This window comes from Nocardia sp. Marseille-Q1738, assembly GCF_965283145.1.
Genome location: NZ_CBDIMS010000001.1, coordinates 873,304 through 895,756 on the forward strand (window position 1 = coordinate 873,304; position 22,453 = coordinate 895,756).

Genomic DNA, 22,453 nt, shown 5'->3' on the forward strand with positions numbered 1-22,453 from the left:
GGGCTCCGGCGTCAGCTGCGCCCCGGACCACCCCCCACCGAGGCCACTCGCAGGCACCGGGTGGGCCAGCGGCGAAATACGGTGCCCAGCCTTCCGGCTGCGGCCATTCGAGAGGCTTCCGTCCCGGTCCTGATCGTGGGTCCCCACACCGTACGGTGCTGTCCCACCGTGGTCCGCCTGACGGCCCGCCGCAGCCCGACGGTCTACAGCCCCGAACACGTGCGCGCGGGCTGGCAGACAAGCGCTGTAGGTTCGGTCAGTCCGGCGACTCGGGGCCCCGGAGACTCGCTACCCAGGCGGTGACCGCGTCCGGTGTCGGTGGGTCCGCGCCGACCAGGTCGAACACGCTATAGCCGATACACGCGGCGCTCATCACGCGCGAGGCGACCGCTTCCACGTCGCCCCAGGGCAGGAAAGGCTTGGCGATCAGTAGCGAGGCGATGCCGTGGGCAACCGACCAGAGCTCCAGCACGACGGGCAGCGGGTCGCGTGACGCCATCGTTCCGTCGTCCATGCACTTGCGTACGGTGGCGGCGAAATGCTGGAACGCTCCACTGGTGAGGACTTGGTCCACCGCGCCCGAGGCCTCGGTGGGCGCGGTCGCCAGCCGGTACTGCTCGGGATGGGCGAGAGCAAAGCGGACGTAGGCCATGCCTTGGTCGCGCAGCTGGGTCACCGGTGAGGTCGCTGGATCGGTGGCCGCGCGCATCGCCTCGGCCAAGTCCTCGAAGACCTGGGCGACCACGGCCTCGATGAGTTCGTCCTTGTCCGCGAAGTGCCGATAGATGGACGGCGCACTCACCCCGACCAGCTTGCTCACCGCGCGGATCGAGACCGCGTCGGCATGGCCGGTCCGCGCGAGCAGTTCGGCGGTGGCGCGCAGGATCTCCTCGCGCAGCTGGGCTCCGGAACCGCGCGGCGATCGCGGACGTTGGCCACCGATCATGCCCGTCCCGCGGTTTCCAGCGTGCGGGACGCGGTGCTCTCCTCGCCCTCGGTCAGCCCGATCTTGGCGTGCAGGCGCGCCAATGGTTCGGGCGCCCACCAGTTCGCCTTGCCGAGCAGCCGCATGAGTGCCGGCGCGAGCAGGCCGCGGATGATCGTGGCGTCGACGAGCACGGTCAGCGTGAGGCCGAGGCCGAGCAATTGCATGAACGACACCTTGGAGGTCACCAGGGCGCCGAGCACGATCGCCATCAGCACGGCGGCCGCGGTGAAGATCCGGCCCGTGCGAGCCACGCCGACCGCGACCGCGCGGGTGTTGTCGTGCGTCGCCAGCCATTCCTCGCGCACCCGCGACAGCAGGAACACCTCGTAGTCCATCGATAGGCCGAAGGCCAGGCAGAACATCAGGATCGGCATGGTCGGCACCAGGTAGCCGACCGGGGTGAAGCCGAGCAGCCAGGACAGGTGGCCCTCCTGGAACACCCACACCATCGCGCCGAACGCCGCGGCCAGCGAAAGCGTGTTCAACACAAGCGCTTTGATCGGCAGCACCACGCTGCCGGTGAACAAGAACAGCACGATGAACGTGGTCAGCGCGATCAGCGCGACGGCGAGCGGCAGCCGGGCGGCCAGTGCGTGCAGCGAGTCGGCGTTGGCCGCCGCCGCGCCGCCGTAGAGCGCGGGGCCTGGTGCCGGGATCGCCCGGATCTCTTGCAGTTGCCGGTCACCGGCGGGCGAGAAGGGATCGAGCTTGGTCGCGACGCTCAGATATGTCCCGGTGTCGTTGGCCATACCGGGTGGAGGCGCGCCGAGGCGGGCCCCGGAGACGTAGATCCCGGCGCTGGACAGCACCGCCGGTACACCGTCGACCCGAGACAGCTCGGCGGCGTAAGAGCCGATCGCCGCGGTGCCGCCGCGGTATCCGTCCAGCACGATCGTGGTGTTGGCAACCGGGTCGGCCTGCGGGAACTGGGTGCGCAGCGCGTCGCCGACCTGACGGCTGGAGGCACTGGTAGGCAGCACCCGGTCGTCGGGATAACCGAACGCGACCGACAGGAACGGAGCGCCGAGCGCCAGCAGCACCGCGATGATGACGATCGCGACCGGCGCCGCGTGCCGCATCACCCAGCTGACCATTCGGTACCAGCCGGTGTCCTCCGGTGCCTGCGGGCCGGGAGCGGGCGCGCCGCGGCGGAACAGGCGCCGCAGCGGAACCCGCAGATCGAGGGAATTCACCCGAGGGCCGAGCAACACGAGCGCGGCGGGCAGGACCACGATCGAGGCGGCCGCAGCCGCGACGACGACCGCGACGCCCGCGTACGCGAAAGATTTCAGGAAGTACAGGTCGAACACGCTCAGCACGGCCATCGAGAGCGCCACGGTCAGTGCGGAGAACAGCACGGTGCGTCCGGCGGTCTGCACGGAGCGGATGGTGGCCGCGGTCGTGTCGAGGCCGTTGCCGAGTTCTTCCCGGAAGCGGCTGACGATGAACAGGCTGGCGTCGATGGCCAGCGCGAGGCCCATTGCCGTCGTCATGTTCAGCGCGTAAATCGAGACGTCGGTGAACAGCGTGAACAGCCGCAGGATCGCCAGTGTGGCGAGGATGGCGAACACGCCGATGGCCAGTGGGAGAGCGGCGGCGACCAGGCTGCCGAACACCAGGATCAGCACGATCATCGACAGCGGTACCGCGACGCCCTCGGCCAGGGCCAGATCTCGGGTGGTCTGTTCGGTCACGTCGTGATAGACCGCCGCGATGCCGCCCTGGCGGACCGTGATGCCGCCGGAGTCCAGGGCCAACTGCTTCTCCAACTCGCCCGCGGTCTGCTGAATCCGCGTTTCGTCGCCATCCAGGAAGGCGACAACCAGGGCGTTCTTGCCGTCGGTGCTGCGCAGCGCGCTCGCCAAGGGCGGCGGTGCGGTCCAGTAGGACTGGACGCCCTGCACACCGGAGCGCGCCTTCAGTGCGTCCACCAGTCCGATGCCCGTCGCTTTTGTGGCCGGATCGTCGGCGCCCGCGTCCGAGCTGACCAGCAGCACGAAGTTGGGTGCGGCGCCGCCGAAGTTGTCGGCGATGAGCTGGGTCACCCGTGCGGACTCGGCGTCGTCGGAGGTGAAGCCGCCGGACTTCAGGTGCGTGGCCGCGGTAGCGCCGAAGACGCCGAACAGCACGGCGAGGGCAAACGCCGTCGCCAGCACGATGCGGGGTGCGCGGGTGGTGAATCGGGCTATCCGGGTCAGCATCGCGGCTCTCCTCGGTAGGTTAACGGCGTTACAGTAACGCCGTTAACCTACCGTTGTCGAGGCCGCTCGACGAGCCGGAGGTCAGCCGCGGGATTTACGGATCGCCCGTAGGCCCCTGCGTCCTGGTACGGGGAGATCATCGCGCATGGCGACCCACTCGGCGGTGGTCAGCCAGAGCTGTTGGGCGCGGGCATCGGCGGTGTTGTGGAAGATCCGGCGGCCGCGGTCGTCACGCAATTCCTGTGCGACCACCGACCAGCGCGGCGGGCGGCCGTGCTCGTCCAGATAGTCGGCGAGGTACGTCGCGATGGCGGTACCGATCGTGTTCACCGGGCGCAGCGACACTCGGTTGCCGTACTGGGCGGCGTAGAAGCGCCGTGCGGCACAGAGGGATCGGGGATTGGCGTTGGAGGCGATCCAGCCGGCGCGCTGTGCCCGTTCGATCAGCCACAGATGCTTGACCGCCGACGGGGCGATATTGCCGACACGGGTGCGGATCAGCGTCATGATCTGCTCGCTGCACAGCACGTCGCGGCGGGTGGGTCCGTATCCGTATGTGGTCCAGTGCGCGTCGGCGAGTTTGGCGAGCACCCTTCCGAAGTCGTCGATGCTGCGCTGCGCGCGACGGCCGAGGCGTTCGATGCGTTCGGCCTCGCGGCGCATCTCGTTCTGCGCGGTCAGGGTGCGGATCGCGGCCATGGTGGGGACCTGGCCGCGTTCGAGGAGTTCGAGGATGGCGGCCGAGGTAGCGGGGTCGGCCGCCGCGGTCACCGGGAGCGAGTCGCGCTTGATCGCGAAATCCTGCGGGCTGATCGCGCGGCTCAGTAGAGCTACGGCGGAGCGGTCGCCGGCGAAATCGGTGCTGGACAGCCATGCGGCGGCGATGTCGTCACACGACGGCACGGTGGAAGTTCCTCCGGTGGAAGTGTGGGAATTGGCGCTGGTCACCCGTGGGCCGAGCTTTTGGTTGTGCCCCGGTCGGGATGAGGGACCGGCCGGGGTCACCAACCTGATGAAGGTTTGGCTACCGAAGTTGCCGACAGTCACGTTAGCCAGCGGATTGCGTCATGTCACTCATGGTGACGGATTCGTTATCTCCGAAAAGTCGGCGTCAATCGGGGTGTGCGTCCATATTTTCATCCTCATGAGGAGTGATGTGGCGACCGACTTCCGGATTGACCCACGCGGCATATGTGATTGCTAGATCATTGCCATCTGGTGGAGCGCGGTTGATCGCCGAAGAAGGCGCGCGGCATGTTGTGACCTGAATCACATATGCGGCCTGGAATCCGCCGTACCGGGCGGGCATGTCGTTTGTCGGTGGCCGCCGGTAACCTCTGGCCGTGGCTCTGTACCGGAAGTACCGACCGGCAACGTTCGCTGAGGTGGTGGGTCAGGAGCACGTCACCGACCCGCTGAGTATCGCGCTCGACACCGGGCGGATCAGTCATGCCTACCTGTTCTCCGGTCCACGCGGCTGCGGCAAGACTTCCTCTGCGCGCATTCTCGCCAGATCGCTGAACTGCGTACAGGGCCCGACGTCGACGCCGTGTGGTGTCTGCCCGTCGTGCGTGGCACTCGGCCCTGGCGGTCCGGGCAACCTGGATGTGATCGAACTCGACGCCGCGAGCCACGGCGGTGTCGACGACACCCGTGAGCTGCGTGATCGAGCCTTCTATGCGCCCGCCGAGTCCAGGTACCGGGTGTTCATCGTCGACGAGGCGCACATGGTCACCACCGCGGGTTTCAACGCGCTGCTGAAGATCGTCGAGGAACCGCCGGCCCATCTGATCTTCATCTTCGCGACCACCGAGCCGGACAAGGTGCTGCCGACCATCCGCTCGCGCACGCATCACTATCCATTCCGCCTGCTGCCGCCCGCCACCATGCGCGGCCTGCTCGGCCGGATCTGCGAGCAGGAGCAGGTGCCGGTCGAAGAAGCGGTGTACCCCTTGGTGATTCGCGCGGGCGGTGGTTCGCCACGCGACAGCCTGAGCGTGCTCGATCAACTGCTCGCGGGCGCGGGCCCCGAGGGGGTCACCTACACCAGGGCCGTCGCACTGCTCGGCGTCACCGACGTGGCGCTGATCGATGACGCCGTCGAGGCGCTGGCCGCCGACGACGGAGCCGCACTGTTCGGCACCGTCGACCGGGTGATGGAGGCGGGCCACGACCCGCGCCGCTTCGCCGTCGACCTGCTCGATCGTTTCCGCGACCTGATCCTGCTGCGCGCGGTGCCCGACGCCACCGAACGCGGCCTGGTCACCGGCCCCGGTGACGTGCTCGACCGGATGCGTGATCAAGCCGAGCGTCTCGGCCCGGCCACCCTGACCCGTTACGCCGATCTGCTGCACGAAGGGCTCGGCGAGATGCGCGGCGCCACGGCGCCGCGACTGCTGCTCGAGGTCGTCTGCGCCCGCATGCTGCTGCCCTCGGTGTCCGATGCGGAATCCGCCACGCTGCAGCGTTTGGAACGGCTGGAGCGGGGGTTGGCCAGCGGTTCCTTAGGCGCGGCACCTGCTGCGTCCTCGGCGACGCCCGCCGCGCCGTCCCAACCCGCTCCCTCGGGTGCGTCGCCGTCGGAGCCGCCGCGGCGCCGGGGTGCGGAGGCCCTGGCCGCGATTCGCCGCGAGAGCCGTGGGGATGGTCGATCCGGTACCGGTTCGGCGCCCAGCTCGCAGGGGGCGATCGAAGCCGGTGATGTGCCGTCCGCTGGTGATCCGGCGCAGACCGGCGGTGCTGCGAGTGCCGGGGGTGCGGTGCCCGCCGGAGGTGCCGCCGCTACCGGAGGCGCCGATCGCTCGCCGCCGGTAGGGACTGCACCAGCGGCAGGTGCGGCTTCTGGTGCTGCCGGTTCCGCCGCCGTTGCTGGACGTACCGAGGACGCATTCGCTGGTCGGCCAGCGAATGCCGGTGGCGCGGAACCCTTCGAGGTCGGTGGATCGTCCAGCCGTCCGGGATCCGGGGCGTCGGGTGTCGAGGACGGGGCCGACCGGATCGCAGCGACTGCCGAACCGGGGCCGCCTGCCGTAGTGTCGGCCGTCCCTTCAGCGGGCGGGTCGAGCGCGGCCGCGGAGCCGGATGTCTCGAGCGCTCCACACGGAACGGCGGGCGACCCGACCGGTTCCGGGTCCGCCGCATCCGGTGGCAGGTCCGGCTCGGCGCATGGCGCGCCTGCACGAGCGCCAGAACCCGGTGTTCCACAGCAGATTTCCCATGCCGGCGGGCCTGGTTCATCGAAGCCTGTGGATCCGGCTTTCGCCCGCGGCGCCGAGACGGTCGATCCGGGTGCTGGACAAGATTCGCGAACGGTCGATCCCGCTGGTGCACAGCGCGGTGACGAAGGGACCGGTGCGGCCGACGGTCGCGGCGTCGACCGAGCTGGTGCGCGGGAGCCGCGCGCCGCAGACGCTCGATCATCGCCCGCGAGCCCGGTATCGCAATCGGCCGCGCAACCGGCGTCCGACACTGCGGGTCGTGACCTGCTGAGCGAGGTGGAAGCCGCCTGGGCGGAGATCCGGGCCAAGGTGCGGGAGTTCGGCGCGGCGGTGCAGGCGATGCTCGCCGGTGCGTCGGTCGCGCGGATCGAGGGCGATGTCGTCGTGTTCGCGCATCAGCACGCGCCGCTGGCGCAGCGGTTGTCCGATCCGCGGAATCTGGAGGCGGTCCGGTCGGCGGTGCGCGCGGTGCTCGGGCGCGATCTCGAGGTGCGCTGGGAAGTGGGCGGCGCGCCGCAGCGACCCGCCGCGCCGCGGTCCGGCGGATCGGCCAATCGCTCGCGCACGTCCGGCGCCCAGGCGGCGGGACGTGAATCCGGCAACGCGCCCGGACGCGCGTCGGACACGGCGGCGCCGCCGCGATTTTCGCGACCGAGTCAATCCAGGAACGCGGGCGCGGACAAGTCGGCCGATGCGGGGCGTTCGCGCTCGGCCGGCGCGAACCCCCGCCCACATGCCGCCGACGACGACATCCCGCCGCCCGACTACCCCGACCTACCCGACGATCCCGGCCCGGCGGACTATCCGCGGCACGACCCGGAGTCGAGCGGAAACAGCGCCGTCACCAGCAGGGGCTGGGACCACGACGGGGCCGTCCCCGCCTCGACGCCGGAGGAGGAGCAGGAGATGATGGCCGCCGCGGCCGATCCGGTCGCACCCGGCGACCGGCGCGACCCGGACGAGGTCGCCCTGGAATTGCTGAAGAGTGAGCTTGGTGCCACACGGTTGGATGGTTGACAACCACCGTTCCCGCGACGTTAAGTTAACCGGAGTTCGCACACCGCGGTAGTATGAACGGGTAGCCGTGAGCTCCGGGACGACGACGTTCTATGGTATGCGCAGGCGTACGGGCGACCGGAACGTGCGTCCGCTGTTGCCTACCTGGTTTTGTACAGCGTTAGGAACGGTCGGCCACAGGGCCGGTCGGCGAGGTCAGCCGCAGCCACGCCGCACACGCGGTGTCGCCGCACACCAGCGCTCGGACGGACGAAGGTCCGGCCGCCGCACCTTAAGGAAGGAAACTCCGATATGACCACAGAGGCCTACATTTACGAGGCCATCCGCACTCCGCGCGGCCGCGGCAAGAAGAACGGCTCGCTGCACTCGGTCAAGCCGATCGACCTGACTGTTGGTCTGATCCAGGAGCTGCGCGGCCGCTTCCCGAACCTCGACGAGGACCGGATCTCCGACCTGATCCTGGGCGTGGTCATGCCGGTCGGCGACCAGGGCGCCGACATCGCCCGCACCGCGGTCACCGCGGCCGCTCTGCCCGACACCGTCGGCGGCGTCCAGATCAACCGCTTCTGTGCCTCCGGCCTGGAGGCGGTCAACATGGCCGCCCAGAAGGTCCGCTCCGGGTTCGACGACCTGGTTCTGGCCGGTGGCGTCGAGTCCATGTCGCGCGTGCCGATGGGCTCCGACGGCGGGCCCTGGGCGATGGACCCGGCCACCAACTACGACACCTACTTCGTCCCGCAGGGCGTGTCCGCCGACCTGATCGCCACCATCGAGGGCTTCTCCCGCGACGACGTGGACGCCTACGCGGTGCGCTCGCAGGAGCTGGCCGCCCAGGCGTGGACCGGCGGTTACTTCGCCAAGTCGGTCGTTCCGGTCAAGGACCAGAACGGCATCGTCGTGCTGGACCGCGACGAGCACATGCGTCCCGGCACCACCGCCGAGGACCTGGCCAAGCTGCAGCCGTCCTTCGCCGTGATCGGTGAGATGGGTGGCTTCGACGCGGTGGCGCTGCAGAAGTTCCACTTCGTGGAGAAGATCAACCACGTGCACCACGGCGGCAACAGCTCCGGCATCGTCGACGGCGCCGCCCTGGTGCTGGTCGGTACCGAAGAGGCGGGCAAGGCCTCCGGCCTGACCCCGCGTGCGCGCATCGTCGCGACCGCCACCAGCGGCGCCGACTCCACCATCATGCTCACCGGTCCGACCCCGGCCGCCAAGAAGGCGCTGGCCAAGGCGGGTCTGACCCTCGACGACATCGACCTGGTCGAGATCAACGAGGCGTTCGCCTCCGTGGTGCTGAAGTTCCAGAAGGACCTGAACATCCCGGACGAGAAGCTGAACGTCAACGGTGGCGCGATCGCCATGGGCCACCCGCTGGGTGCGACCGGCGCGATGATCACCGGCACCATGGTCGACGAGCTGGAGCGCCGCAACGGCCGGTACGCGCTGATCACCCTGTGCATCGGCGGCGGCATGGGCGTGGCCACCATCATCGAGCGGGTCTGATTCCCAACCGACAGCTGATACACCAAGGAGACACAGAGCTGTGAGCGAAACCAACATGATCGGTTGGGAGCAGGATTCGGACGGCATCGTCGTGCTGACGATGGACGACCCGAACCAGGGCGCCAACACGATGAACGAGCTGTACAAGAAGTCGATGACCGCCACGGTCGATCGGCTGGAGGCGGAGAAGGACAGCATCACCGGTGTTGTCCTGACCTCCGCGAAGAAGACCTTCTTCGCCGGCGGCGACCTGAAGAACATGATGAAGGTCGGCCCGGACGACGCCAAGGCCCTGATGGACGAGCTCGGCGAGATCAAGGGCGCGCTGCGGCGCCTGGAGCAGCTGGGCAAGCCGGTCGTCGCGGCCATCAACGGCGCCGCGCTCGGTGGCGGCCTGGAGATCGCGCTGGCCACCCACCACCGCATCGCGGCGGACGTGCCTGGTTCGCAGATCGGTCTGCCGGAGGCCACCCTCGGCCTGCTGCCCGCGGGCGGCGGCGTCATCCGCACCGTGCGCATGCTCGGCCTGCAGAACGCCCTGATGCAGGTGCTGCTGCAGGGCCAGCGCAACAAGCCGGCCAAGGCCAAGGAGATCGGCCTGATCGACGAGCTGGTCGGTTCGGTCGAGGAGCTGATCCCGGCGGCCAAGGCGTGGATCAAGGCCAACCCCGAGGCCGGCGTCCAGCCGTGGGACAAGAAGGGCTTCAAGATCCCCGGCGGCACCCCGTCCTCGCCCGCCTTCGCGGCGAACCTGCCGGCGTTCCCGGCCAACCTGCGCAAGCAGATCAAGGGTGCGAACATGCCCGCGCCGCGCGCCATCATGGCGGCCGCGGTGGAGGGCTCGCAGGTCGACATCGACAACGCGTCGCTGATCGAGTCCCGCTACTTCGTGCACCTGCTCACCGGCCCGGTCGCGAAGAACATGATCCAGGCGTTCTTCTTCGACCTGCAGACGATCAACAACGGCGGTTCGCGTCCGAAGGACGTGCCGAAGAAGGAGATCAAGAAGGTCGGCGTGCTCGGCGCGGGCATGATGGGCGCCGGCATCGCCTACGTCTCGGCCAAGGCGGGCTACGAGGTCGTGCTGAAGGATGTCTCGATCGAGGCGGCCGAGCGCGGCAAGAACTACTCGGAGAAGATCGAGGCCAAGGCGCTCTCCCGGGGCAAGACCACCGAGGAGAAGTCCAAGGCGCTGCTGGACCGGATCAAGCCGACCGCGGACGCGGCCGACTTCGCCGGTGTGGACTTCGTCGTCGAGGCCGTCTTCGAGAACACCGAGCTGAAGCACAAGGTGTTCCAGGAGATCGAGGACATCGTCACCCCCGACGCGCTGCTCGGCTCGAACACCTCCACCCTGCCGATCACCGGTCTGGCGACCGGCGTGAAGCGCCAGGAGGACTTCATCGGCATCCACTTCTTCTCGCCGGTCGACAAGATGCCACTGGTGGAGATCATCAAGGGTGAGAAGACCTCGGACGAGGCGCTGGCCCGGGTGTTCGACTACACCCTGGCGATCAAGAAGACCCCGATCGTGGTCAACGACAGCCGTGGCTTCTTCACCTCGCGCGTGATCGGCACCTTCGTCAACGAGGCGATCGCCATGCTCAAGGAGGGCATCGAGCCCGCCACGATCGAGCAGGCCGGTCTGCAGGCCGGCTACCCGGCCGCGCCGCTGCAGCTGTCGGACGAGCTGAACATGAAGCTCATGCAGAAGATCGCCAAGGAGACCCAGGAGGCCGCCCAGGCGGGCGACACCACCATGGGCGCGAAGCGGCACCCGGCGCAGGACGTCATCGACTACATGGTGTCCGAGGGTCGTCCGGGCCGCCTGGAGAAGGCGGGCTTCTACGAGTACGACGAGAATGGCAAGCGCACCGGTCTGTGGCCTGGCCTGCGCGAGCACTTCAAGACCACGGCGGACTTCTCCGTCCCGCTGCAGGATCTGATCGACCGCATGCTGTTCGCGGAGGCGATCGAGACCCAGAAGTGTTTCGACGAGGGCGTGCTGACCTCGACCGCCGACGCCAATATCGGCTCGATCTTCGGCATCGGCTTCCCGGCCTGGACCGGTGGTGTGCACCAGTACATCGTCGGTTACCCGGGCGGCCAGGAGGCCTTCGTGGCCCGCGCCGACTACCTCGCCAAGACCTACGGCGAGCGCTTCGAGGTTCCGGCCTCGCTGCGTAAGTAGTCTCCACGCCGAACGAACGACGAAGCCCGCCATCGCTTTCCGCGATGGCGGGCTTTCGTTCGTGCGGATAAGTTACCAGCCGTGCCAAGACGTAGTCACCGCATCCTGATCGCCAGTTGTGCTCTCGCGCTCGCGTCGGCGCCGCTCGCCGCCGCCGATCCGGCGGCGGGCCCGTCGGTGCGGCTGCTCGGCGAACAGACGGTAGCCCACGATCTGGACTTCGAGGGCACCACCGTGGGCGGGCTGTCCGGTATCGACTATCTCGAACGCACCGGCGAGTACGTGCTGATCAGCGACGACCGGTCGAACAAGAACCCCGCCCGGTACTACACCGCGCGTATCGATGTCGGTGTGCACGGGGTCGGTCCGGTGGCGTTCACCGGCACGCGTGCCCTGTCCACCGCGACGGGCACCGCCTACGCGCCGAATTCGGTGGACCCGGAGGAGATCCGGGTCGATCCGTGGACCGGCGACTACTACTGGACGCAGGAGGGCGAACGGCTCGACACCGTTCTCGCGGACCCGTCGACGCGCATCGCGCACTCCGACGGCTCGTATGCGGGCGAGTTGCCGATCCCGGACAACGAACGGATGCGCGCCGGCTCCGGCCCCAGGCAGAACCAAGGGCTGGAGGGCGCGACCTTCGCAGCAGGGGGCACGTTGTTCGTTACCTCGATGGAGGGGCCGCTGCTGCAGGACGGCCCGATGGCGACCACGACCAGCGGCGCGACCGCCCGGATCACCGTCCAGGCGCGCTCCGGACAGCTACTCGCCCAGTTCGCGTATCCGATGGAGCCGGTGCACGCCGAGTCACGGCCCGAACCGGGGCGCGGAGGGACCGGGATCGCCTCGATCCTGGCCGCCGACCCGCTGGATCCGACGAAACTTCTTGTGTTGGAACGCTCCTTCGTGCCGGGCGTGGGCAACAAGATCCGGGTCTACGAGGCCGATCTCGGTGTCGCGACCAATATTCTCGACGCTCCGATCGGTGCCGCGCGTCCGGTGGCCAAGCGGCTGGTCGTCGACCTCGACGACGTCGGACTTTCCGCCATCGACAACGTCGAGGGCATGACCTGGGGTCCGCGCCTGCCTTCGGGAGCGCGAACCCTGGTGCTGGTCAGCGACAACAATTTCGATCGTGACCAGATCACCCAGGTCATCGCCTTGGCCGTCGGCTAGTCGGTGCGGGGCGGGTTCTCCACCTTGCGCCGGTCACCCGGGGACCGGCGAGTTCGAGTCGAAGCCCTTCGGCGGGGTCGTCTTCGGGTATTGACACGGCGTCCCCATTCATAATTGTTTCTTCAACAAAACTCGGCGGCCGCCGCGGCCTGTCGCCGGATTTCTCGAGGGCATCCGATTGGCCGACTCTCACTTGGGTATCCGTTCCCGGGGCCGGGATATGGCCGCGCCGCCAGCAAGGCGACATCCGAGAAGGTGAGCGCCGCGTAGTTGTCGGCTGGCAAATCGTCGGCGTTTTCAGAACGCCAAGCGCCAGAACGTGAGCCTGCGGCCGCCCGCTGAGCGGCGCGAAACGCCCGGACCCGCGACACGCTCCATCCGGTTCCGAAACATCTCCCGCGGGCTCTCCCGCCGCGCTACGTTGGAGTATGCGCAGACATATCGGACACCCGCCGTGTCCGGCTTCGGCGCGAAGTTGGCCGCCGGTGACGCCGATTCGATGTGGGATCGAGGTGATCACATGAATCCACAGACGCGTTCGGCCCGGGTGGGCCCCGAATCGTCTGCGGCCGAATCGAATACGCAGCGCCAGACGCCCATCGACATCGGTGACGAGCTGGAGGCGATGGGCCTGTCCGGCGCGGTGGAGATCGGTCGTGGCGGGTTCGGGGTGGTCTATCGCTGCATCCAGACCGCACTGGACCGGGTGGTCGCGGTGAAGGTGCTCTCCTCGGAGATCGACCAGGAGAGCCGGGAGCGCTTCCTCCGCGAAGAACAAGCCATGGGCAGGCTGTCCGGTCATCCGAACATCGTCGACATCCTCCAGGTGGACGTCACCGCCACCGGTATGCCGCTGATCGTCATGCCGTACTGCACGCGCGGGTCGCTGGAGCAGTTGATTCGCGATCACGGCCCGCTGACCTGGCCGGACTCGCTGCGCGCCGGCGTGAAGCTGGCGGGGGCGATCGAGAGCGCGCACCGGGCCCATATCCTGCACCGGGACGTGAAACCGGCCAACGTCCTGCTCAGCGGTTACGGCGAACCGCAGCTGACCGATTTCGGCATCGCCCGGATTCCGGGCGGATTCCGTACGTCGAGCAGCATGATCACCGGCTCGCCCGCGTTCACCGCGCCCGAAGTGCTCAAGGGCGACGAGCCGACCGTCCGCTCCGACATCTACGGCCTCGGCTCGACGTTGTTCGCACTGCTCACCGGGCACGCGGCCTTCGAGCGGCAGGCGGGCGAGCGAGTGGTCGCCCAGTTCCTGCGGATTACCACGCAGCCCGTGCCCGACTTGCGCGAACAGGACATTCCCCAGGACCTGGCCGCGGTCATCGAACATGCCATGTCCCCGGATCCGCGCGACCGCCCGGACAGCGCGTACGAATTCGGCGAAATGCTGCGGACCGTGCAGCGCGACCACGATCAGTTGCCCGACGAGATGGCGCTGCTGGACACCACGCCGGAACCTCAGTCGACTACCTCCACCGACGTCAGCGAGCCCACCGTGGTGTGGACCGGTACCCATCCCGCGGTCACCGCGCGGCGCAGCTGGCCGCTGACGTTGCGGCCCGCCGTCTCGCAGCACCCCGGTACGCCGGGCGCGATCACGACGCCGCCAACGGCGGTAACCAAATTTCGTCCGCCGACACCGACGCGCGCCCCGATACCGCGGCCGCGTTTGCTGGACATCCTGCGTGCGGGCGACCGGCGTAGGCTGGCGGTGATCCACGGGCCCGCGGGATTCGGCAAGAGCACGCTGGCCGCGCAGTGGCGCGCCGAACTCGCCGAGAGCGACGCCGCGGTCGCCTGGATCGGCATCGACCGCGACGACGACAACGAGATCTGGTTCCTGGCTCACCTGATCGAGGCGATCCGCCGCGTGCGTCCGGATGTCGGCGACGGCTTGGAACAGGTGCTCGAGGAACGGCCCGCCGACGCGGCCGCGTTCGTGATCCCCACGCTCATCGACGAGATCCATGCCGCGCGCCAGACGATCGTGGTGATCGTCGAGGACTGGCATCGGATCACCGACGCGGGCGCGCATCGCGCGATGGAGGCGCTGCTGGACAACGGTTGTCACCACTTGCGATTCGTGGTGACCAGCCGGGAGCAGTCCGGTCTGCCGACCGGCCGGATGCGAGTGCACGACGAACTGGTCGAGATCGGCTCGGCCGCGCTGCGCCTGACCGAGGCGGAGACCAGGCAGATCCTGGTGGAGCGCAATGGATTCGAGCTCACGCCCGAGCAGGTCACCGAGATTCACACGGCCACCGACGGCTGGCCCGCCGCCATCCAGCTGGTCGGCTTGTCGCTGCGCGGCAACACCGATCCCGCACAGCTGATCGCGACGCTCTCCGAGGGCGACCACGGCATCCGCGAGTACCTCGCCGAGAACGTGCTGGACACCCTGGAACCGAGGATGCTCGAGTTCCTGATGTCGATCGCGGTGACCGAGCGGGTGAGCGCCTCGCTCGCTGCGGCGCTGTCGGACGAGGCGGACGCCGACCAGCTGCTCGAGCAGGCCGAACAGCGCGAGCTGTTCCTGCGGCGCAGCGAGCACGATCCGGACTGGTTCCGGATGCAGCCGCTGTTCGCCGAGCATCTTCGGACGCGGCTCGACCGCGTCCATCCCGGGAAATCGAAAGCTCTGCATCGCAAGGCGTCTCGGTGGTACGCCGAGCACCAGCTGCTGCGCAAGTCGGTCGACCACGCGCTGGCCGCGACCGATCTGAAGATGGCGCTGGACCTGCTGGAGAGCGGCGGCATGGACCTGATCGACGGTTCCCGCCTGGCCACGCTGCTGGGCAGCGTGTCGAAACTGCCGATGCAACAGGTGGCTTCGCGCTCGAAGCTGCTGATGGCGGTGGCCAGGGCGAACGTCAACCTGCAGCAGTCCGGCGCGGCGCGCAACGCGCTGGGCAGGCTGTCGAACATTTTGGCTCGCGGGTCATCCAGCGACGACGACGTACGCGTGCAGCGCTGCCAGGCCGTGGTACTCGCCGCGGCGGACCAGATCGCGCGCGACCACACCGAAGGCGTGCTGGACCGGGTCGCCGACTGTCTGCAACACCCGGACGAACTGCCGCCGTGGACGATATCGACCGCGGCGAACCTCACCACCTTCGTGCGGCTGTGCGAGTTCGATTTCGAGGGCGCCAGGAAGGTCCAGGAATGGGCCGTGGAATACCACGAGCGTTCGAAGGATCCGCTCGGCATGGTCTTCGGCCTATGCGGCCAGGGCGCCGCAGCCTATGAGCAACTCGACGTCGCAACCGCCACCAGGTGCTTCCAGCAGGCATGGGAGGCCGCGCGGGCGCGCGCGGGCCCGCGCTCACACGCGGTGCGCGTCGCCGCCGCGCTGCTCGGCGAATTGAGTTACCGCCGGGGCGATCTGGGCAGCGCCGACCCGCTACTGGACGAGAGTCACGAGCTGGTCACCCGGGTCGGCCCGGTGGACTTCCTGATTTCGACGTTCGTCGTCGGCGCCCGGGTCAAGGCGGTCCGCGGCGACCTGTACACCGCGGCCACCCGGCTGGACGAGGGCGCCCGCATCGCGACCGACAATCGCCTCGCCAGGTTGAGCGCGCACATCCGCGCGGAACGGCTGCGGCTCGGCCTGCCGCCGGACGCCGCGGACCGCCGCTACACCGATGTCGCCGAGTCCACGCCGCTGCAGGCGGGCCACCGGCTGACCGGCGCCGCCCTGCTCGCCGCCGAGGCCGAGGAACTGGCCGCGATCCGTGCGCTGCTCACCGAACACGGCCTCGGCTCCGATGACCGGGCGGTGCGCCGCGCCCGCGCGTTGTACGATCACACGCTGGAAAAGCGCCGTCCCCGTGCGCAACTGGACGCCGCGCTGCTGCTCGCGGAATGCCTGGCTACCTCCGGTTGGGTCGGCGAGGCCACCAACCTGCTGCTGCCCGCCGTCGCGACCTGCGCCGAACTCGGCTGGACCAGGCCGCTGCTGGACGCGGGCCCCGGCGTGGTCGGCATCCTGCGCGTGCTGCGCGCTGATCTGCCTCCGTCGGGACAGGTCGCGGACACCGAACTGCCCGCCCCGTTCCTGGATGAACTCCTGGACGAGGCGGGCAGCCAGGCTTTTTGAATTACGGCTGCCACCACGGGCGCAGTGGCACGGTCCAGTCGCCGTCGGCGGGCAGTTTGACGCCGAGTACCTGGTGCAGCTGAACCACGTTGCGCTGGAAGCCGAGCCGACAGCCCGCCATGTACAGGCCCCACACCTTCGCGGTGCCCTCGCCGACTTCCGCGACGCAGGCGTCCCAGTTGGCGACCAGGTTCTTGCACCATTCGTGCAGAGTCAGCGCGTAGTGCTCGCGCAGGTTCTCCTCGTGCAGCACCTCGAGTCCGATGTTCTGGATCTCGGAGATGATCCGGCCGGAACCGATCAGCTCGCCGTCCGGGAACACGTAGCGGTCGATGAAATCGCCCGCCTTGGTGGTGCGGGTGTTGTCCGGGCGGGTGATGCAGTGGTTCAGGAACAGTCCGCCGTCGCGCAGCTTGCTCTTGATGTAGTCGAAGTAGAACGGGTAGTTGTGCACGCCGATGTGTTCGGTGAGACCGATCGAGGACACCGCGTCGAAATCGCCCTCCGGCACGTCGCGGTAGTCGGAGTGGCGCACCTCGGCCAGGTCGGTCAAGCCGTCCTCGGCGATCTTCTTCTGCGCCCACTCCGCCTGCTCGGCCGACAGCGTCGCGCCGATGACCTTGACGCCGCGCTTGGCGGCGTAACGCACCATGCCGCCCCATCCGCACCCGATGTCCAGCAGCCGATCGCCTTCCTTCAAACGCAGCTTGTCGAACACCAGGCGGTATTTGTTTTCCTGCGCCTGCTCCAGCGACCAGTTCTCGTCACCGTAGACCGCGCAGGTGTAGGTCATGGACGGGCCGAGCACATACTCGTAGAAGGCATTCGAGACGTCATAGTGATGGTGGATGGCTTCGGCGTCCCTGGTCTTGGAGTGCCGCAGGCCCTCGAAGGCGATGCGGCGCCAGCGCGGCAGGGTCTCCTGCGGCGGCGGGGCGACCGGCTTGAGCCGCTCCCAGCCGAGCGAGCGCGCGATGGCCACCAGGGCCAGCGCGGACGGACGACGGAACTTCAGCCCGTCGATCGCCTTCAGGATTTCGTACGGATCGCCGGGGTGTACGCCGCTGGCGGTCATGTCGCCTGCGATGTAGGCGCGGGCCATACCCAGGTCGCCGGGGGCGGTCGCCAGATAATTGATGCCGCGCGGCGTCCTGATGTCCAGCGCGAACGCCGAATCCTCCGGTCCGGCCGCGCTGCCGTCGTAGGCGGTCAGGCGGATCGGCACGTCGCCCTCGACGAGGGTCTCGAAGATGTCGGCAATGCTGAGCTTGGTTCCGAGGTCAGCGAAGACATCGGAACGGTCCCGGAATGTCGTCATTTGCGTTGCACCGCCTTCGAATACAAATCCAGCAAGCGCTGGTCTGGGTCGTAGCGTTTCTTCAGTTCGGTGTAGGTGTTTCCGCCGTAAAGCGCGGCGAACTCATCCTTGTCGTAGAAGGAATCCGAGTACAGCGACTTATGTCCGTCGAACTCGGTCACCGTGCGTTCGATGGCGCGGTTGGCCGCTCCTTCTCGCTGCCCGGGGACGGTGGGAACGGCCGACCAGAATCCGACGTTTACGTAGGTTCGGTTCGGCTCCAGGGGATACAGCGGCCACGCGCGCTCGCCCGGCCGGTTTTCCTCGCCGGTCTCGCGCAATCGCAGCGGGCACAGCCAGATCGGTTCGATCGGAATCTCCCGCAGGAACCATTCCACGAAGTCGGCGGTGCGCTCCACCGGTACCTCGATGTCCTGCACCACCCGCTCACGCGGCGGATTGCCCTTGCGGGCATCCAGTTTGTCGCCGATGTGGTATTTGTGGTCGAGCGCGACGAGCTTCCAGTAGAAGCTGCTGCGCCGGTAGCGTTTCGGCCAGAACCGGCGGATCCTGGGGTTCTGTGTGCCGAACGCGCGAGAGCACCAGAACCAGTCGGTGTCCCAGCGCCACAGATAGTCGTGGATGGTGAGGCGGTCGCGTTTGGGCGCGCTGCCGTCGTGCCGGATGGACCGGTAGTAGATGTCCATGCCGGTGTAGTCGCTGGTCGGGCCCGGCTCGTCGGTTCGGCGGCCCAATGTCAGGTAGCTCTCTTCGGCGGAGAACACGACGCCGTCGAGATAGTCGACCCGCTCGCCGGAGAAAGCCCGGTCCGTCACGATCGTCGCGAGGGTCGTCTCCAGCTCGCGCAGATCGCGAAAGCGCACGTGCCGCAGCGCGACGTAGGGCTGCACCTGCTCCAGCTCGATCTTCAGCCGGACGGTGTAACCCAGCGTGCCGTAGGAGTTCGGGAAACCGCGGAACAGGTCGGCGTGCTCGTTGTCCGGCGTCGCGGTGATGATCGCACCCGCGCCGGTCAGCACGTCCATTTCCAGCACCGACTCGTGCGGCAAACCGCTGCGGAACGAGGTGGACTCGATGCCGAGCCCGGTGACCGCTCCGCCCAGCGTGATCGTCTTGAGCTGCGGAACGACCAGCGGCGCCAGCCCGTACGGCAGGGTGGCGGCGACCAGTTCTTCGTAGCTGGTCATGCCTGCGACATCGGCGGTCTTTGCGACCGGATCCACCGCGATGACCTTGGTCAGGCCGGAGACGTCCAGACCGGGCGCGGTGTTCTTGGCCCTGGCGCGGAATAGGTTCGAAGTTTTCTTGGCCAACCGGACGTTGGCGTGCTCGGGTATCGCGCGGTAACTCGCCAATAGGCGGTCGACGCCCGCTCGATGCGCGGCAAATCCTGATTCGCGTGTGGCCGGTGCGTGTCCGGCCTTCCCCAACAGACTCACTGCCACCCCTCGACGCTAGTACGCACCCTGACCTACAGCCACCGAGAAATGATCAATCCGGGAGAAAAGTCACGCGAATGTTGCATCGGGAATACCGCGCGTTCGACGTGACAGGCCGCGTGGGGCAATGCCCGATTCAGTACGGCCGAAACCCCGGCGCCGGGCCGTACTGCGGTCCCGGATAGCCCGGCTGGTTGACGTACTGTGGCCGCATGCGGCCCCCTCCATGGACTGGTCGAGTGCGGAGCATAGCAAGGCGAGGCTGGACGGTGCGCCCGCAAGGAGGCAGGGCAGGATAGGGAACGGTCGAGACACCGCATCCGGACAAGGAGCTCATTGTGGGACAGGTCAGCGCCAGCAGTTCGATCGTCGTTGCGGCGGACCCGCAGCGCGCACTCGAGGCAATCGCCGACTACGACACGGTGCGTCCGCGCATCCTCTCCTCGCATTACCGCGACTACAAGGTGGTCGAAGGTGGCAAGGGAGCGGGCACCGTCGCGGAGTGGACGCTGCAAGCCACCGAGAAGCGCACGCGCAATGTGCACGCGGTCGTCTCGGTATCGGATTCCATTGTCACCGAGCGCGATTCGAATTCAACGATGGTGAACACCTGGACAGTCACCCCGGAGGGCTCCGGCGCGCGGGTCACGCTGCGCACCACCTGGAAGGGCGCGGGCGGCATCGGGGGCATCTTCGAGGGGATCTTCGCGCCGCTGGGTCTGAAGAAGATCCAGGCCGAGGTGCTCGGGAACCTGCAGCGCGAACTGGCGTGATCGGCTGACCACGACAACGGCCCGGTACCGCGTTGGTGCCGGGCCGTTGTCGGTATCGCGCCGGTTTACTCGCCGCCGATGTCGAACAGATTGCCCTCCGGGTCGGCCAGTGTCGTCCACTTCGTGCCGTACATGTCGAAATCGCCTCTGTGCTCGGCGCCGAGGTCGATCGCACGCCGAACCTGCTCATCTCGGTCGGGTGCGTGCAGGTCCAAGTGGATCACGTTCTTGCCCGGGTTCTTGTCCGGCACCCGGATGAACATCAGCACCGGCGTGGCGCCCGCCGTCCGGCCCACAGTGGCGAACTCCGCGTTGGCATCGGGGTCGACCGGCTGGTCCAGCAGTCGCGCCCAGAATCCGGCGAGCGCACCGGCATCCGCGCAATCGATGGTCACGTGGGCGATCGAGAGTGCCATGGATATCTCCTTTTCACGGCTGGGCGATGGGCCAGCACACTTCGGTCCGGTAGGCGGTGGGGTCGTCGGCTCGGTCCGGTCCCCACAGGTACATCTCCCGGATGGGCTCCGGCAGGGCGAGGTCGTGTTCGGCTACATGGCTGCCCAGCGCGCCGTAGGTGCGATCGAAATCGTCGAACGGACCCTCGTGCACGGCGACGGCGAAACGGCGCTCGGGCAATTCGATGGCCGAAAGCCCTTGCGGCAGCTCGATGCCGGTATCGGCGATTGGGACGAACGCGACCACCTCGCCCTCGTCCTCCTCGAAGAACTCGGTGCCGTACGTGGCGCCGCTGATACCCGCGGGCGCGATGCCGGTCGCGGCCAGTGCCTCGTACAACGCCTGGAACGTCGAGCCGCACCACTCGCCGATGTGTTCGCGCGCCACCACCGCGCTGATGGCGGCGGCCGGGAAGGCCGGGACCGTGCGATGCTGCACGGCGATCGGCGTCGCGGGCGTCAGCAGCGAACGCAAGGAAGCCACGACCGCGCGGGTGCGGGTCAGTTCCTCCTCCATGCGCGTCAGGTGTGCGCGCAGCGCGGCGTCGCGGGCGTTCTCGTCCGGCGCGGCGAGCACGGCGCGGATCTCCGGAAGCGGCATGTCCAATGCGCGCAGCCGCCGGATCAGTTGCGCCTGCTCCACCTGTGCCGTCGAGTACCGCCGATAGCCCGAACTCGGGTCGATGTCGACCGGAGTGAGCAGGTGGATCTCATGGTAGTAGCGCAACGTCTTCACGCTGAGATGGCTCAGCCTGGAGAACTCCCCGATCGGGACGGTGGCCGTCATGGCCTCAGCCAACACCCTCCAGTGACGGGAGGGTCAACCGCATCCCGTGGTCAGGCGAGGGCGAAGGTCAGCAGCAGGGTGGTCTGGAAGGCGCCGCGCCACCAGGAGTAGCCGAACCAAACGCCCGGGGTGACCTCGCGGATTTCGTCGTACACCTGCGGCGTTGGCGACGGTGTGTAGTTGAGTGCCCAGGTGGGGCCACCGTCGGTCAAAGCGGGCGCGGCATAGACGTCGGCACGCCAGCCTTCGATGCCGGCACCGGTGAGACGGTTCATCAGGTAACCGCCGTCCGGTCCGGTGTAGAAGGTCTTGCCGATCCAGAACGGGGGCGCGAGAGACTGCATGATCGGCGGGCGGGTCACCCAGCCGGCCTTCACGCCCATCGGGACCGCGCCGAGCGGTGCGTCACGGAAGATGGCGTCCTGCTGTACCGGTGAGCAGCGGAACCGTAGCGAATCCAGGGTCGCCGCCTTGTCGTCCGGGTAGAGAACGCAGCCACCGCCGTAGTCGGCTACGGCCGGGACGACGACCTCCGTTTCGATGACCTCGGCGTCGGAGGACGCAGCTGGATCGGCGTCGGCGGACGCAGCTGGATCGGCGTCGGCGGACGCAGCTGGATCGGCGTCGGCGGACGCAGCTGGGGTGGTATCGGCGAATGCAATGGGGGTGGCAGCGCCGAGAAAGATGCTGGGGAGGCCCAGCGCGAGCACCACGCTGGGCAGGAAACGGTATGCCCTCATCGTTGTCTCCAGATATTCCGCATCGGTCGCCGACCCAGTTCGATGGTAGGGCGAGCCTGATCTCTCTCCATGGGAACTACCCAACCTGTTACCGGCACTGCTTCGAACACCTCGGACCGATCGGGCCGCGCCGGACATCCGGTGCGGCAGGACTAGGCTGGCCGATGACACCTTCTCCAGAGAGGACCCTCCCGTGCAGCCAGGTGGTCAGTTCGATATGCAACAGTTACTCGCCCAGGCGCAGCAGATGCAGCAGGCGGTGATGGAAGCCCAAGCCGAGATCGCGGCGAGCGAAGTGGATGGCGCGGCGGGCGGTGGGCTGGTCAAGGTCACCATCAAGGCGACCGGTGAGGTGGTGTCGCTGACCATCGACCCGAAGGCCGTCGACCCCGACGACATCGAGACCTTGCAGGACCTGGTGATCGGCGCGGTCAACGACGCGATGGCGAACGCGCAGCGCCTTGCCGCGGAACGGCTCGGGCCGTTGTCCGGGGGTTTCGGCGGCGGTTCGCTGCCAGGTTTCTGAGCCGAGG

At 68.1% G+C, this 22,453-nt stretch carries 15 protein-coding genes; 7 read left to right on the forward strand and 8 right to left on the reverse strand.

Features of this window, described 5'->3' with window-relative positions; all coding sequences use genetic code 11:
* Nucleotides 1-256: 256 nt before the first annotated feature.
* From ACWPXK_RS03930 to ACWPXK_RS03940, 3 genes are all read right to left on the reverse strand, one after another.
* Nucleotides 257-946, reverse strand: coding sequence for a TetR/AcrR family transcriptional regulator (locus tag ACWPXK_RS03930; RefSeq protein WP_454194618.1), 690 nt, complete (start codon nt 944-946; stop codon nt 257-259).
* Entirely contained in the window at nt 943-3,189 is a 2,247-nt protein-coding gene (locus ACWPXK_RS03935) for an MMPL family transporter (RefSeq protein ID WP_454194619.1), read from the reverse strand. The genes ACWPXK_RS03930 and ACWPXK_RS03935 overlap by 4 nt, the downstream gene beginning before the upstream one ends.
* Before the next feature lie 81 nt (nt 3,190-3,270).
* Nucleotides 3,271-4,092, reverse strand: a complete 822-nt coding sequence (locus ACWPXK_RS03940) for a hypothetical protein (protein ID WP_454194620.1) — start codon at nt 4,090-4,092, stop codon at nt 3,271-3,273.
* Between the two features lie 440 nt (nt 4,093-4,532).
* On the opposite strand from ACWPXK_RS03940, the gene ACWPXK_RS03945 reads away from it, so the two are divergent.
* The 5 genes from ACWPXK_RS03945 to ACWPXK_RS03965 all read left to right on the forward strand — a co-directional run bounded on the left by ACWPXK_RS03945 (nt 4,533) and on the right by ACWPXK_RS03965 (nt 16,408).
* Entirely contained in the window at nt 4,533-7,424 is a 2,892-nt protein-coding gene (locus ACWPXK_RS03945) for a DNA polymerase III subunit gamma and tau (protein WP_454194621.1), read from the forward strand.
* 291 nt (nt 7,425-7,715) lie between these two features.
* Nucleotides 7,716-8,930 carry an acetyl-CoA C-acetyltransferase gene (locus tag ACWPXK_RS03950; protein ID WP_364326563.1) on the forward strand — a complete coding sequence of 405 codons (1,215 nt, stop codon included), beginning with the start codon at nt 7,716-7,718 and terminating at the stop codon, nt 8,928-8,930.
* 40 nt (nt 8,931-8,970) lie between these two features.
* On the forward strand, nt 8,971-11,121 hold the full coding sequence (locus ACWPXK_RS03955) for a 3-hydroxyacyl-CoA dehydrogenase NAD-binding domain-containing protein (RefSeq protein WP_454194622.1): 2,151 nt from the start codon (nt 8,971-8,973) through the stop codon (nt 11,119-11,121).
* Between the two features lie 81 nt (nt 11,122-11,202).
* Nucleotides 11,203-12,300, forward strand: a complete 1,098-nt coding sequence (locus ACWPXK_RS03960; protein ID WP_454194623.1) for an esterase-like activity of phytase family protein — start codon at nt 11,203-11,205, stop codon at nt 12,298-12,300.
* A 520-nt stretch (nt 12,301-12,820) separates the two neighbouring features.
* Nucleotides 12,821-16,408, forward strand: coding sequence for a protein kinase domain-containing protein (locus tag ACWPXK_RS03965; protein ID WP_454194624.1), 3,588 nt, complete (start codon nt 12,821-12,823; stop codon nt 16,406-16,408).
* A gap of 1 nt (nt 16,409) precedes the next feature.
* Here the strand turns inward: ACWPXK_RS03965 and ACWPXK_RS03970 are convergent, their stop codons facing one another.
* Entirely contained in the window at nt 16,410-17,726 is a 1,317-nt protein-coding gene (locus ACWPXK_RS03970; protein WP_454194625.1) for a class I SAM-dependent methyltransferase, read from the reverse strand.
* Nucleotides 17,723-19,165, reverse strand: a complete 1,443-nt coding sequence (locus tag ACWPXK_RS03975; protein WP_454195435.1) for an FAD-binding oxidoreductase — start codon at nt 19,163-19,165, stop codon at nt 17,723-17,725. The genes ACWPXK_RS03970 and ACWPXK_RS03975 overlap by 4 nt, the downstream gene beginning before the upstream one ends.
* Nucleotides 19,166-19,503: 338 nt before the next feature.
* On the opposite strand from ACWPXK_RS03975, the gene ACWPXK_RS03980 reads away from it, so the two are divergent.
* On the forward strand, nt 19,504-19,938 hold the full coding sequence (locus ACWPXK_RS03980) for an SRPBCC family protein (RefSeq protein ID WP_454194626.1): 435 nt from the start codon (nt 19,504-19,506) through the stop codon (nt 19,936-19,938).
* A gap of 65 nt (nt 19,939-20,003) precedes the next feature.
* Here ACWPXK_RS03980 and ACWPXK_RS03985 read toward each other — a convergent pair whose 3' ends face one another.
* From ACWPXK_RS03985 to ACWPXK_RS03995, 3 genes are read right to left on the reverse strand one after another with little or no spacing between them, the layout of a single operon-like run.
* On the reverse strand, nt 20,004-20,354 hold the full coding sequence (locus ACWPXK_RS03985; protein ID WP_454194627.1) for a VOC family protein: 351 nt from the start codon (nt 20,352-20,354) through the stop codon (nt 20,004-20,006).
* Between the two features lie 13 nt (nt 20,355-20,367).
* The gene (locus ACWPXK_RS03990) at nt 20,368-21,180 is read right to left on the reverse strand and encodes a MerR family transcriptional regulator (RefSeq protein ID WP_454194628.1); all 813 of its coding nucleotides are present in this window, start codon (nt 21,178-21,180) and stop codon (nt 20,368-20,370) included.
* A 50-nt stretch (nt 21,181-21,230) separates the two neighbouring features.
* Nucleotides 21,231-21,920, reverse strand: a complete 690-nt coding sequence (locus ACWPXK_RS03995) for a hypothetical protein (protein ID WP_454194629.1) — start codon at nt 21,918-21,920, stop codon at nt 21,231-21,233.
* A 193-nt stretch (nt 21,921-22,113) separates the two neighbouring features.
* Here ACWPXK_RS03995 and ACWPXK_RS04000 point away from each other — a divergent pair, with 193 nt between their 5' ends.
* Complete coding sequence (locus ACWPXK_RS04000) at nt 22,114-22,446, forward strand: YbaB/EbfC family nucleoid-associated protein (RefSeq protein WP_067477672.1); 333 nt, start codon at nt 22,114-22,116, stop codon at nt 22,444-22,446.
* Nucleotides 22,447-22,453: the final 7 nt, after the last annotated feature.

Bases quoted from the DNA above. Each gene is read 5' to 3' on its own strand.
- ACWPXK_RS03930 (WP_454194618.1), bottom strand. From the start codon at position 946: ATGATCGGTGGCCAACGTCCGCGATCGCCGCGCGGTTCCGGAGCCCAG.
- ACWPXK_RS03935 (WP_454194619.1), bottom strand. From the start codon at position 3,189: ATGCTGACCCGGATAGCCCGATTCACCACCCGCGCACCCCGCATCGTG.
- ACWPXK_RS03950 (WP_364326563.1), top strand. From the start codon at position 7,716: ATGACCACAGAGGCCTACATTTACGAGGCCATCCGCACTCCGCGCGGC.
- ACWPXK_RS03965 (WP_454194624.1), top strand. From the start codon at position 12,821: ATGAATCCACAGACGCGTTCGGCCCGGGTGGGCCCCGAATCGTCTGCG.
- ACWPXK_RS03970 (WP_454194625.1), bottom strand. From the start codon at position 17,726: ATGACGACATTCCGGGACCGTTCCGATGTCTTCGCTGACCTCGGAACC.
- ACWPXK_RS03985 (WP_454194627.1), bottom strand. From the start codon at position 20,354: ATGGCACTCTCGATCGCCCACGTGACCATCGATTGCGCGGATGCCGGT.
- ACWPXK_RS03990 (WP_454194628.1), bottom strand. From the start codon at position 21,180: ATGACGGCCACCGTCCCGATCGGGGAGTTCTCCAGGCTGAGCCATCTC.
- ACWPXK_RS03995 (WP_454194629.1), bottom strand. From the start codon at position 21,920: ATGAGGGCATACCGTTTCCTGCCCAGCGTGGTGCTCGCGCTGGGCCTC.